Here is a 12829-nt window from a genome sequence, read left to right as displayed (position 1 = left end):
ATGAAAAATACGGTCCGTTTCATTCTCACAGCTATCCTTGTGACGGTCGCCGCCAATGCATTGGCGCAATCATCGCTGGGTATCGGTGCCAATGAAGTTGCCATGAAGCCAACCGGACCGTTTGCCCACATCATTCTCTGGATGAACGAACAGCAGCGCACATTCTATCTCGCCATGACGAACGCATTAAGAGCAATGCGCGACGACCCATGGCATGCCTCCGTATTGGTCAGCCTTTCATTCATTTACGGCATTTTCCATGCTGCTGGTCCGGGTCATGGCAAGGCGGTGATTTCGTCTTATATGATTGCCAATGAAACGGCGCTCAAGCGCGGGATCATGCTGTCTTTCGTGTCTTCGATGTTGCAGGCAATTGTTGCGATTATCGTGGTCGGGCTTGCATGGCTCGTGCTGCGCGGCACTGGCATTTCGATGAACCAGACAGCGCGCTATATGGAAATAGCAAGCTTTGCGCTGGTGCTGTTTTTCGGCCTATGGCTTCTTACACGCAAGCTGCCACTTCTGTTCAAAAAGCGCGACAGCACTAAACCGTCCCCGACAAGCCCGCTTTTTGCAGCAGCGCCTCAAACAGCAATGGCCAGCGGCCCAGCATGGCAGGGCAGCGTTTCGCAAAGCACGCGTGCGCTCGGCACCAGCAACACGGTTAAACTCAACTACAAGCCTTCCAATGCGACAGCCGATCACGTATTTATCGGCGAGGGCGATATCTGCGCTGATTGCGGAAACGCCCATATTGCTGATCCATCGACGCTCGGCGAGGATTTCAACTGGAAAACAGCCTGGTCCGCAATTCTGTCAGTTGGCCTTCGCCCCTGCTCTGGTGCATTGATTGTACTGACATTTTCGCTGCTGAACGGCATTTTGCTCGGCGGCTTGCTTTCAACTTTCGCAATGGCCTTTGGCACATTCATAACCGTTGCAGCACTCGCAACCCTTGCCGTCACCGCAAAGAACACAGCCTTGCGCATTGCGGGCCACAATGCGGCATCCGGCAGACTGAAAGCTGGAATTGAAGTTGCGGCAGCGCTGTTTATCGCGCTTACCGGCGCATTATTGCTCAGCGCTGCTTTGAGTTATTAGATTTCTTCTGGTAGCGCGCACGCAACCAGAAAATTGCGAAAAAACTCAAGACAAAGAGTAAGCCAAAAATGGCTGCGGCAACATGTGAACGCTCACCAAGAGCGAGCATAATGTTCGGCAAATAAAAAGCCAGCAGGCCGAAGCCGATCATAATGACGGCTGCGGCTAGAGCATCGGACCGAAAAGTGGATTCCGGTTTTCGGTTACTCCGATGCTCAATCAATCCGTTAGATCGTCCTTTGTGCGTCCGATAGGACGCACGGCGATCTAATGCCGGATTGTTTTTTTTCGGTTCAGCCACCACTGCGAAAATCCTCGAGTTTCCTGATCTGCTGACCGTCACTATCAAAATTTTCCGGCGCAAGCCATGCCTGATAGGCATTCTTTAATGCAGGCCATTCACTATCAATGATGGAAAACCATGCTGTGTCGCGGTTTTTACCCTTGGCGACCATATGCTGCCGGAAAATACCTTCAAAGGTAAAGCCGAAACGCTCTGCTGCACGCTTGGAAGGCGCATTGTCATCATTACACTTCCATTCGTAGCGGCGATAACCCAGCTCATCGAAAATATATTGCATAAACAGAAACTGCGCTTCCGTTGCAGCAGGCTTGCGTGAAATGAGCGGTCCCCAATAGATGTTTCCGATCTCGATTGCACCATGTGCCGGATCTATGCGCATCAGCGCCTGACGGCCAGCGACCTTGCCCGTTGCTTTATCGATGACTGCAAAAAACAACGGGTCTTCGCTGGCAGACACCTTTTCGAGCCACGGCTCAAAAGCTTCACGCGTCGCAGGCGGAACCTCAAACAACCATGTGAAACGCTGATCCGCATCATTGACGGAGGACGCTGCAAAAAGCTCGTCGCCATGCTTTTGCGCATCAATCGGTTCAAGCCTGACATATTGTCCTTCAAGAACTTTGCGTTCAGGCTTCGGGCGTGGCGTCCAATCTCGCAAATCAGTCATTTCAATGCTCCCATCTAAAAGAGAAAGGAGCATAAAAGATGCAGAACGAAAACCGGATTATTGTCTCAGTTTCATTTTTCTCTGATTGCGGCACGATCCACGGAGACAGCCTTTACCAGCGCCACGACCTGATCGCCAACGGCAAGGCCCAGATCATCGACCGAGCGGCGCGTCAGCCGCGCACCAAGACGACGCCCTTGAAAGTCAAGCGCGACATGAGCATTCGGCCCTTCTCCCGCTTCAATCGCCACAATGGAAACCGGCAGCACGTTGCGGATACTGATCGCATCAGGCGCCTTGCGCGCAATGGAGACATCGCGTGCGCGAATCCGAAGACGCACATGCATGTTCTGCTTAAGCCCGGCATCGCTTAGCTGGAACGTCGTCCCACCAAGATCGATTTCCGCAAGCTTGTAGCGCTCATCATAAGCAGAAACAGAGCCTTCAAGCAGCACGCCAGCGCCCTCACCGTCCCCATCAATCAGCGGGAAAATCTCGGCAGCCTCGCCGCTGGCTTTCACCTTGCCACCCTGCAGCAGAACGATTTCATCGGCAAGCCGCGCAACCTCGTCAATTTCATGGCTCACATAAACAATCGGCACATGGCTTTCATCGCGCAGCCGCTCGATAAAGGGCAATATTTCCTGCCTGCGCGCATGATCAAGCGACGACAGAGGTTCATCAAGCAGCAAAAGTGCTGGATCAGAAAGCAGCGCCCGGCCAATGGCAACGCGCTGACGTTCGCCACCTGAAAGTGTGGACGGACGTCTGTCAAGCAGTTGATCGATGCCCAGAAGCTTAACAACCTCATCGAGGCTGCGGATGCTTTCACGACTGCCAGCCCAGCGGGCGTAAGTGAGATTACTCTTCACACTCATATGCGGGAATAACCGTGCTTCCTGAAAGACATAACCGATGCGGCGCTTCTCAGGGGGAAGATTTATGCCCTTATCCGCATCGAAAAGCACAAAATCGCCGACTGCGATCCGTCCGCTTTCAGGGCGCAGCGTACCCGCAATCATCTTGAGCAGCGTCGTTTTGCCAGCGCCCGAATGACCGAAAAGCGCTGTCACACCCCAACCGGCAGAAAAATTGGCCTCAATGGCGAACTTGCCGTTGCGACCTGTTACGGAAACCTTAAGCCCGCTCATTTCGCATCTCCTGCGAGCTTACGCTGCAACCATTCGGACAGCACCACCGCAGCAATGGAAATAGCCGCAGAAATGAGAATGAGGCGGAAAGCTTCAGCATCACCTGTGGGTGTCTGCAACAGTGAATAAATGGCCAGTGAAAGCGTTTGTGTCTCGCCCGGAATATTGGAAACGAAGGTGATCGTCGCGCCAAATTCGCCCAGTGCCTTGGCAAAACCCAGAACACCACCGGCCAGAATACCGGGAAGCAACGTCGGCAATATCACCGTACAAAAGGCTGTCAGCCTGTTTGCACCAAGCGTGCGGGCCGCTTCTTCAAGCCCACGATCCAGGCCTTCAATCGACAAACGAATGGGACGTACAAGCAATGGAAACGCCATGACACCAGCAGCGAGCGCTGCCCCCGTCCAGCGGAAGGAGAAAGAAAACCCCAGCCATTCCTGTAAGGGCGCACCAAGCGCACCGCGCGAACCAAACAGGACCAACAAAAGATAGCCTGTCACCACCGGCGGTAGAACCAGCGGCATGGTGACAATGGCCTGCGCAAGTGACTTGCCCGGAAAGTTAAACCGGGCAAGAATCCACGCAACGACGAAGGCGATTGGCAGAGCGACAATAATAGCTATTCCGGCTACCCGAAGCGACAGAAGTACGATCTGCCAAACATTACCCTCAATCATTATTGAGCTGCCTCTTGCGCACCAACAAAACCCTTGTCCTTGATGATGGCCTGACCGGCATCGCTTTCAAGGAACGCAAGGAATGCTTTTGCAGCATCATTTTCGTTCTTTGCAATCAGCGCCGCAGGATAAAGGATCGGGGCGTGGCTTGAAGCAGGGAAACGATAGGCTTCAACCAGATCAGGCGCAGCCGCACGATCCGATGCATAGACGATAGCGGCTTTCACTTCGGCACGGCTCACATATTGAAGCGCAACGCGCACGTTTTCGGTGAAAACTGCGTTCTTTTCTACATCTTTCCAGATGTCGAGCTTTTCGAGTGCGGCCTTGCCATATTTGCCCGCCGGAACATTGGTTGGATCGCCCATTGCAAAGCGACCAGCGCTTAAAAGTTCCTTGGCATCACCTTTGGCGTCGTCTTTCTGCGTGGCGATAACCAGCGCGTTGCCAGCAATCACCTCGCGCGATGCCTTGTCGATCAGATCGGCTTTTTCGATGTAATCCATCCAGTCGAGATCGGCGGAGATAAAAATCTGCGCTGGCGCACCTGCTTCAATCTGCTTTGCAAGCACAGAGGAAGATGCAAAAGATGCAACTACTTCCGTGCCATCCTTCGCTTTGAACTGCTTTGCAGCTTCTTCAATCACCTCTTTCATGCTGGCGGCAGCAAAAACGGTAACCTTTTCGGCAGCCTGTGCGACCGATGCAATACTTCCAGCAACTACAACGAGAAATGCAGCGAGTAATTTTTTCATTTGCGTTCTCCACTTTGTCCCCGATTGCAGACAAACAACATCATCCGCCGGAATTACCAGCGCTGTTTTTGTTGAAGCATCATGTTTCAAACCAGAGCGCGTTTCGATCGGTTAAAACCGATCAGCGCTCTAACTGTTTGTTTTAAAGCGCATCTTGTCCGAAAACCGTTTCACACTTTTCGGGATGTGCTCTCGATGCTCTCACTTGCGATGATGGGTATGGTGGAGGCAAACGCGACCCGGATGCCGTCAGACCCTTGGCTAACACGGGCGTCCATGCAAAAGCCGCCCAAATTTCCGTAACGAACTCAGATCGTTCCGAAAACAAGGCCACCATAATAGGGGGAATTGTTTTTGGCTAGTCTTATGAGCAATGATGCGGCAAATGGGCCGCATCATCTGATATTTAACGCCCGATATGCTTGTGCTTGGAGCCGCGCAGCTTTGCGAGCCGGACCTGCTTTTCGCGTTCCGCAAAACGAGCGCGATCTTCCGGCGTACGCTCGTCATAGCAACCAGAGCATGAAATACCTTCCTCGAAGAACTGCGAAAGCTTATCTTCAGCGGTAATCGGGCGGCGGCAGGCGCGGCAAAGCTCAATGTCGCTTTCGCTCAGACCATGGCCGATGGCGACACGCTCGTCGAACACGAAGCATTCGCCATTCCACATGCTTTCTTCGCTTGGCACTTCCTCAAGATATTTGAGAATACCGCCCTTAAGGTGGAACACATCGTCAAAGCCCAAACCTTTAACGAAAGCCGTCGCCTTTTCGCAGCGAATGCCGCCGGTGCAGAACATGGCTATCTTTTTGCCTTCAAGCTTGTCGCGGTTCTGCTCTACCCATTCAGGAAACTCGCGGAAGGTCTTGGTGTTGGGATCAAGCGCGCCCTCGAATGTGCCGATGGCATATTCATAATCATTGCGCGTATCGACAACCACTGTGTTGTCATCGGCAATCAGCGTATTCCAATCCTTTGGCGCAATATAAGTACCAACGCTTTTCAGAGGATCAATGCCATCGACACCCATGGTGACGATCTCGCGCTTCAACCGCACCTTCATGCGGTAAAACGGCATTTCGCTGGCATGGGAATATTTGAGTTCGGGATTGGCAAGCTCCGGGATCGCGGTGATGTAAGCAACAAGCTTATCAATCGCAGGCTTCGTCCCAGCAACCGTGCCATTGATACCTTCGGCTGCAAGCAGCAGCGTTCCTTTTATTCCGTTGGCGCAGCAAAGTTCAGCCAGCGGCTCACGCAGGCTTTCATATTGGGGCAAACGTGCAAAACAATAAAGGGCAGCAACGCTAAAAGGTAAATTGCTCATCGATCTATCTCTTTCAAATTTCCTTCGAGGTAAGCCCCAGACGAAGTAAATTCAAGTTATTTATCCCCCATCGCTTACAGGCCGTCAAAATCTCACCTCGATGAACTAAGTTTAAAGAGGAAAAGCCAGATGTTTGACACCGAGACTTTTGCAGCAATCATTTCACTCTCAGGCGAAGCAGGGCTTGATCCCGCATCTGTGCTGGCCGTAGCAGAAGTGGAAAGCGGCGGGCGGGCGCTCTTTCACGTCAATGGCGTGCAGGAACCGGCGATCCGGTTTGAAGGGCATTATTTTGACCGCCGACTGTCTGGCCGTATCCGCGATCAGGCGCGTCAGGCGGGACTGGCAGCGCCCGAAGCTGGGAGAATTCGCAATCCCAAAACCCAACGCGAGCGCTGGTTATTGCTTGAACGCGCCATGAGCATTCATAAAAAGGCAGCGCTTGAATCCACCTCTTGGGGATTGGGTCAGGTGATGGGTGCACATTGGGAGTGGCTCGATTATCGCAGTATCGAAGAACTGGTGGCAGATGCGCGTAGCAGCGTTGCGGGGCAAGTGTCGCTTATGCTGCGCTTTATCGACAAAGCAGCACTAAAACAGGTCCTTGAAGCACGCGACTGGCGCAGTTTTGCACGTCGTTATAATGGGCCAGCTTTTGCGCGTAATCGGTATGACAGCCGAATGGCAGCAGCCTATGAGCGATGGAACAAAAGCCTGCGCCATTTGCTCAAAGCGGCTTAAACTCAACTGCTTTAGAGAATTCTGATTTTGGAGGCATAAAATGCCTCCGCATAGGCTTCTGCTGCGCGGCACTCCATGCCGCGCAGGCGCGACAGCCCACGAAATGTTTCCGTGTCGAACCAATCCTTGGAACACTGGGTTCCAAAATGCTGCATCAGCAATTCGATTTTTCGCTCCAGAATGGTTGACGGAATTGCAACATAGGCATTCGGGCGACCAAGATCGCCATCCCATTTTGGGATTTCATATTCGAGAATGAGTTGATCCCGAAAAATATTCCATGTGAGTTCATTGACCGTGCGGTGGTCCTGATGTGCATCCTGCCTTTGATGCGTGAACACAATATCTGGCTGGCCACGGCTGCGCTGGGCAATCAGCCATTCCTTGATGATCCTGCTTTGTGCCGGAAAATAGCTATCCTCAAATTCTGCCAGATGAATGCTGCTACTGGTCGCACCGCGCAGAAAATCGCGCGCTGAAGCTTCCGCCTCCGCGCGCCGCTGGTCTCCACCTGACAAAACGCACCAATCGATATGCAGCGACGTTCCCATTTCAATGAGGTTGAGAAGCGTTCCGCCACATCCAATCTCAATATCGTCGGAATGCGCGCCAAGGCATAGAATATTGAGCGGCCTGCCGAAATTTTTGAGAGAGGTAAGATCGATCATAGGGCTATCGCAATGTTGGCTGCACTAAGTTCGGTCTTATGTTTCTTCCAGGGCATATCCCCCTTCTCGACCATATCTTCCAGCGTCTGCCAGTCCCGCAACGTATCCATCGACCGCCAGAAGCCTTCATATTTATAGGCCATAAGCTGGTTATCGGCGATCAGGCGGCTGAATGGTTCGAGCACCAGTTCCTCACCCTCACGCATATAATCGAATATCTCTTTGCGAAACAGGAAATAGCCGCCATTGATCCAGATGTCGGAGGTGTTGGAAGTCCTGAAAGCCCTTACATCGCCACCCTCTGCAATATCTGCAAGATGGTAGGTCAGTGGCGGACGCACAGCCAGAAAACAGGCAATCTTACCGCTTTTGCGGAACCTTTCGGTCATATCGTCAAGATCGACATCGCTTAGTCCGTCACTGTAATTTGCGAGAAACATATCCTCGCCCTCGACGTGAGAGCGCGCGCTCCATAATCTTTCGCCGATGTTGCGCCAAATCCCTGTATCGAGCAGCGTTACACTCCAGTCGCGGTCAACGTCCTCAAGCAAGCGCACATTACGCCCACCATCCGACACCACGCAATCGGCAAATGTCTGCGGCCTTATGTTGAGGAAAAAGTCCTTCACCACATTGGCCTTATAGCCAAGACACAACACGAAATCATTATGTCCATAATCCGAGTAATATTCCATGACATGATGCAGGATCGGCTGATGACCGAGCGGGATCATCGGCTTTGGAACATTTTCTGAATATTCCCTTATTCGGGTGCCAAGACCACCGCAGAACAGAACGACTTTCATAATTTAGCGCTCCTCTGTAAGTAATGCTGGATCGATCAGCGTGACATGCGGGATCGGGATGATGAACTTGCCGCCCCATTCAGCGACATGCTGCATCTGACGCACGATCTCGTCCTTGAAGTTCCATGGCAGGATCAGAATGTAATCGGGCTTATAGCTGTCGATCATCGTCGTGTCGTAAATCGGAATATGCATACCGGGCGTGAAGCGCCCGTGTTTGTAAGGGTTTCGATCCACTGTGAAATCGAGAAAATCGGTGCCAATGCCGCAATAATTGAGCAATGTATTGCCCTTGCCCGGCGCACCATAACCACAGATGCGTTTGCCCGAGTTCTTGGCAGCAATCAGGAATGACAGCAAATCGCGCTTTGTTCGCCGCGTCTTTTCGGCAAACTGCTCGTAAGTCGAAATATCATTGATGCCAAATGCCTGCTCGCGTTTGAGAAGGGCTGACACACGCGGCCCGGCCTTTCGCTTACTGGTATTATGCGCAAGATAAACCCGCAGCGATCCGCCATGGGTTGGCAATTCATCGACATCAATCACCTTCAGATGATGACGATGCGCCATATAGCGGATGGTCAGCAGCGAGAAATAAGAGAAATGCTCGTGATAAATCGTATCGAACTGGTTGTGTTCGATGAGATTGGTCAGATGTGGAAACTCAAGCGTTATAACACCTTCGGGCTTGAGCAGAATCTGGATTCCACGAACAAAATCATTGAGGTCCGGCACCTGCGCCAGAACATTGTTGCCGATGATCAGATCAGCCTTCTTGCCCTCACTGACCATGCGCGAAGCAAGATCGGCACCGAAGAAATCTACACGCGTCGGAACGCCCTTGGCGACTGCCGCTTTGGCCACATTGGCAGCGGGCTCAATACCTAAGATCGGAATGCCCTTGGGCAGAAAGTGCTGCAACAGATAGCCATCATTGCTCGCAATTTCGACGACGAAACTATCGCCATTAAGGCTCAGTTTCTCGGTAATCTCATCGCAATAGATTTTGGCGTGATTGACCCAGCTCGTGGCGAAGGATGAGAAATAAGCATATTCAGTGAAAATATCGGCCGGGCTAAAATATTCCTTTAGCTGCACCAGATAACAGTGATCGCATACATAGGCATAAAGCGGATAAAATGGCTCCATTTGATCAAGCTGTTCCGCGGTGATGAAACTCTCACAGGGCGGCGACATACCCAGATCGACAAATGTGTGTTTGAGGAGCGTTCCGCACAAACGACAGCCTGTTTGTTCCTTGGCCATGCTTGCACTCCGCGATATGCCCGGCGTCTGGATGGTCATATGAGATACCTCGCCCTGCCCGGCCCTTATGGGTATGTGGGTGTGAACTCCGATCGATGCCGGATGAGTAAAACTATCCAGTGCGTTGGCGATTTCCGAGACTGTAATGAGGGGCGAGCTGTATATACGATCGGGCGCACCCACCACCCGTCGAATGAGTATGAACAATCCCCCTGCCTTCTCCCTATGTCGGAAGTGGGGTATGCGCCTAAGCCTTTAGGAGCGTTTGGCTCTAAACCTAAGACCATTCGCCTGAGCCAAAAACGAGACTATCTCGCGAGCCTGAAACTGTCAGAATGAATGCGCTTAAAGCGCATCCCGAAAAGTGTGAAACGGTTTTAGGATAAGATGCGCGCACAAACGAATGATTAGAGCGCCGATTTGATTCAATCAGATCGAAACGCGCTCTAACAATTGAGGTAACGGATGCGATTCACCCCACTCAACATTGATGGTGCATATTCGATTGAGCCGGAAAGGCTTGAAGATGAGCGGGGCTGGTTTACACGCGTCTTTTGCGAGGCAGAATTTACCGAGCGGAAAATTGAAACCCATTTTCCGCAACATAGCCTTTCATTTTCTCGCGAGAAGGGAACTTTGCGCGGCCTTCATTATCAGAATGAACCGCATGCCGAGACCAAGCTCGTCACCTGTCTGCAAGGCGTGATCTGGGACGTTCTGGTGGATCTCAGACCTCAGTCTCCAACCTATCGGCGCTGGACCGGATTGGAACTCTCAGCCGACAATGGCGTGCAGCTTTACATTCCAGTGGGCTGTGCACATGGATTTCAGACGCTGACCGACAATGTGTTGCTGCGCTACATGATCTCAACGCCTTACGCACCGGATTCAGCAAACGGGCTACGCTATGACGATCCCGCATTGGGAATCCCATGGCCAGACGAGCCAAGTGTGATGTCTGAAAAAGACCGGGCGTGGCCGCATCTTTAGGCTTGAACCAATAATCCTACATCGCGAAGCCTGTCGGCTGCCTCTACAAGCTGCATGAAGGACAACTGCGAACGCTCCGCCATGTCGAGGATCGAATGAGCTCCATCAGCGAGATTAAGCACCCATAGCAAAGCCATAGCGCGCTCGGCAGCATTGCGATCCCCACCCATGCTGCCGTAAAGCCCCCGACGCCCCAGTTGCGGTTCACCCTTTGGCGATGTGTTAAGCGGCGTCCAGTTACGCTCAGCAATCTCAATCGCCTGCATGATGAGATTATAGGATTGCTCCAAATATTGCGGCTTGATGAAATTAAGATTGTCAGCCGAGGTGTGATATTCTGGGAAAGCGCCATAAAGACTACGTTGAAACAGGCCAACAGGCAGATTAAACCCCGGCGAGCAAAACTGCCGTTCATCATAGCCATAGGGCCAGAAGTCATGCAGCTTTGCGCCTGTGAGCTCTGAGCCTTCAAGCACTCGCGCCATGATACGATCAATCTCCGCATTGCCCCGACGGCTGCGCTTGTAATTAGGGCCACCACTATCCCCCACGCAGGATAAAACGAGTCCATGCTTCACAAAGGAGAGATGCTCTTCGTTTTGCTTGAGCCATGCAAGCGCCCCAAATGTCGCCGGGCCAAACAACAGCTTGTAAGTGAAGCGGGTTTTGCGCTGCATGAGCGCCTGACCAAGCACGGCTAAAAGCGCCAGCCCCGAACAATTATCATTGGCAAGCGAGGGATGACAGAGATGGGCGGAAAGCAGGAAGACGTCTTCCGTTTCTCCATGATGCACGAACTCGCCGAAGGTGAGAAAGCCGTTCCGACGCTCTGCATCAATGACCACTTCGTAAATGTCTTCTTTCATATCCATCAGCGCATTATGCGACATGCAAAAACCCCACGCTTCCGCATGATAGCAAGTGCGATAGGGTATGAGATCAGGCTGGTCGGGCAAGGTATGAATATGCTCTTTCAATGAATCAAGCGATAATTTTGCCCGAACCGGCACACTGAAATTCACCACATGCAGATTATGCCGGGCAAAATCGACAATCCTATTGCCAGTAGAATCCTTGATATAGGCCTCGCGGATCACCCATTCTTGTGGTGCCTGCCAATCATAAAGCTCTTTGCCGGTTGGAACCTCATGGGTTTTCAGCGGCAAGTATTCACCGATAATGGCGAGCGTCTCGCGCACGCCACTCCCAGTGAGACTACGGCAAATCGGATAAAGCCGGGTCGCCAGTTCATAAATCCGTGTGCCTTGCCGCTGAATGCTTGAGCCATTATCCATTATGCGGATGCTCGAAGTGGTTGTGGATGTTCATCGGGACGACGCAGACTAGCGTCAAGTTCGCCCTCAGCAATCAGCTTGCGAATATGGGCGATACGCTGAAAACGTGGTCCCTCAAATTCGTCAAGTGTAAGTGACGAGCGGCTATAGGCAGCGAGCAATTCACGCGCGCCGGCAACGGCATCCCATTGCGGCTTTGCCTCTGGCAAAACACGCGCCAGTTTTTCAAAGCTCACCCGATAAGAGCGCGTATCCGGGCCAGCATCATCGGCATATTCAATCCGGCAATCGGGTACATTATCGGCAACGATACCGGCAATATCGCGGATACGGTAATTATGTTCGGTTGAACCGACATTGAAAGCTTCGTTGAACACTTTCTCACGCGGTGCTTGCATGGCAGCATTAAAAGCGCGGGATATATCGCGGATATGCACAATGGGTCGCCATGGCGTGCCATCAGATTTGAGATAAATCAGCCCTTTGGTTACAGCCCACGCAACGAGATTATTGAGCACAATATCGAAACGCAGGAACGGCGAGACGCCATAGGCAGTCGCGGGTCTCAAATAGACCGGGCAGAAGCTTTTATCTGCCAGTTCTCGTATTTCCTGCTCGGCTCTCACCTTCGAGCGGCCATAGGCTGTGACAGGCTTTAATTCACCCGCTTCATCAATCAGATCTGCATCGCTGATGCCATAATTGCTGCATGAGGATGCAAACAGAAATCTGCCCACTCCGGCAGCTTTCGCGGCTTTTGCCATCGCTACACTTGCGTGATGGTTGATGTCATAGGTCAGATTTTCGTTGAGATTGCCAAGCGGGTCATTGGATAAGGCCGCCAGATGAATAACCGCATCAAAGCCTTCCAGATCTCGCGGCGACACATCACGCACATCTTTTCGGATGGTCGGCACATTAAAAACCGCGCCGCCTTCTTCAAAAAGACAATGCCGATAGAGGCCAATATCATAGCCTGAAACCTGATGTCCCGCATTGATCAGCGTCGGCACCATGACCGACCCGATATAGCCCTGATGCCCTGTTACAAGTACCTTCATGTCCGGTCCCTCACCTC

At 52.2% G+C, this 12829-nt stretch carries 14 protein-coding genes; 3 read left to right on the top strand and 11 right to left on the bottom strand.

The window, feature by feature from the left end; all coding sequences use genetic code 11:
• Window positions 1–1101, top strand: a complete 1101-nt coding sequence (locus tag CEV31_RS13785; protein ID WP_094507638.1) for a nickel/cobalt transporter — start codon at window positions 1–3, stop codon at window positions 1099–1101.
• Here CEV31_RS13785 and CEV31_RS20950 read toward each other — a convergent pair.
• The 6 genes from CEV31_RS20950 to trhO form a co-directional block, all read right to left on the bottom strand.
• Entirely contained in the window at window positions 1079–1405 is a 327-nt protein-coding gene (locus CEV31_RS20950) for a SoxR reducing system RseC family protein (protein ID WP_143850950.1), read from the bottom strand. The two genes, CEV31_RS13785 and CEV31_RS20950, sit on opposite strands and share 23 nt — an antisense overlap.
• Entirely contained in the window at window positions 1395–2072 is a 678-nt protein-coding gene (locus CEV31_RS13775) for a GNAT family N-acetyltransferase (protein WP_094507670.1), read from the bottom strand. The genes CEV31_RS20950 and CEV31_RS13775 overlap by 11 nt, the downstream gene beginning before the upstream one ends.
• 71 nt (window positions 2073–2143) lie before the next feature.
• Window positions 2144–3223 (bottom strand): molybdenum ABC transporter ATP-binding protein, encoded by a 1080-nt coding sequence (gene modC / locus CEV31_RS13770; protein ID WP_094507636.1) that lies wholly within the window; start codon window positions 3221–3223, stop codon window positions 2144–2146.
• The gene (gene modB / locus CEV31_RS13765; protein ID WP_094507635.1) at window positions 3220–3903 is read right to left on the bottom strand and encodes a molybdate ABC transporter permease subunit; all 684 of its coding nucleotides are present in this window, start codon (window positions 3901–3903) and stop codon (window positions 3220–3222) included. Before modB ends, modC begins: the two co-directional genes overlap by 4 nt.
• On the bottom strand, window positions 3903–4658 hold the full coding sequence (modA, locus tag CEV31_RS13760) for a molybdate ABC transporter substrate-binding protein (protein ID WP_094507669.1): 756 nt from the start codon (window positions 4656–4658) through the stop codon (window positions 3903–3905). The genes modB and modA overlap by 1 nt, the downstream gene beginning before the upstream one ends.
• Window positions 4659–5064: 406 nt before the next feature.
• On the bottom strand, window positions 5065–5985 hold the full coding sequence (gene trhO / locus CEV31_RS13755) for an oxygen-dependent tRNA uridine(34) hydroxylase TrhO (protein ID WP_094507634.1): 921 nt from the start codon (window positions 5983–5985) through the stop codon (window positions 5065–5067).
• Window positions 5986–6114: 129 nt separating this feature from the next.
• On the opposite strand from trhO, the gene CEV31_RS13750 reads away from it, so the two are divergent.
• Window positions 6115–6726 carry an N-acetylmuramidase family protein gene (locus tag CEV31_RS13750; RefSeq protein ID WP_094507633.1) on the top strand — a complete coding sequence of 204 codons (612 nt, stop codon included), beginning with the start codon at window positions 6115–6117 and terminating at the stop codon, window positions 6724–6726.
• A gap of 11 nt (window positions 6727–6737) precedes the next feature.
• On the opposite strand, the gene CEV31_RS13745 is transcribed toward CEV31_RS13750, so the two are convergent.
• From CEV31_RS13745 to CEV31_RS13735, 3 genes are read right to left on the bottom strand one after another with little or no spacing between them, the layout of a single operon-like run.
• Window positions 6738–7394 (bottom strand): PIG-L deacetylase family protein, encoded by a 657-nt coding sequence (locus CEV31_RS13745; protein WP_094507632.1) that lies wholly within the window; start codon window positions 7392–7394, stop codon window positions 6738–6740.
• The gene (locus CEV31_RS13740) at window positions 7391–8200 is read right to left on the bottom strand and encodes a sugar phosphate nucleotidyltransferase (RefSeq protein WP_094507631.1); all 810 of its coding nucleotides are present in this window, start codon (window positions 8198–8200) and stop codon (window positions 7391–7393) included. The genes CEV31_RS13745 and CEV31_RS13740 overlap by 4 nt, the downstream gene beginning before the upstream one ends.
• 3 nt (window positions 8201–8203) lie before the next feature.
• Window positions 8204–9505, bottom strand: coding sequence for a class I SAM-dependent methyltransferase (locus tag CEV31_RS13735; protein ID WP_094507630.1), 1302 nt, complete (start codon window positions 9503–9505; stop codon window positions 8204–8206).
• Between the two features lie 426 nt (window positions 9506–9931).
• Here CEV31_RS13735 and rfbC point away from each other — a divergent pair, with 426 nt between their 5' ends.
• Window positions 9932–10456 carry a dTDP-4-dehydrorhamnose 3,5-epimerase gene (gene rfbC / locus CEV31_RS13730; RefSeq protein WP_094507629.1) on the top strand — a complete coding sequence of 175 codons (525 nt, stop codon included), beginning with the start codon at window positions 9932–9934 and terminating at the stop codon, window positions 10454–10456.
• Here rfbC and CEV31_RS13725 read toward each other — a convergent pair.
• The gene (locus CEV31_RS13725) at window positions 10453–11751 is read right to left on the bottom strand and encodes a DUF4910 domain-containing protein (RefSeq protein WP_094507628.1); all 1299 of its coding nucleotides are present in this window, start codon (window positions 11749–11751) and stop codon (window positions 10453–10455) included. The two genes, rfbC and CEV31_RS13725, sit on opposite strands and share 4 nt — an antisense overlap.
• Window positions 11751–12812: an NAD-dependent epimerase/dehydratase family protein gene (locus CEV31_RS13720; protein ID WP_094507627.1), complete on the bottom strand. Its 1062-nt coding sequence runs from the start codon at window positions 12810–12812 to the stop codon at window positions 11751–11753. Before CEV31_RS13720 ends, CEV31_RS13725 begins: the two co-directional genes overlap by 1 nt.
• Window positions 12813–12829: the final 17 nt, after the last annotated feature.

It is taken from the genome of Brucella thiophenivorans (assembly GCF_002252445.1).
Classification (GTDB): domain Bacteria; phylum Pseudomonadota; class Alphaproteobacteria; order Rhizobiales; family Rhizobiaceae; genus Brucella; species Brucella thiophenivorans.
This window is presented reverse-complemented; position numbering and strand designations above follow the sequence as displayed.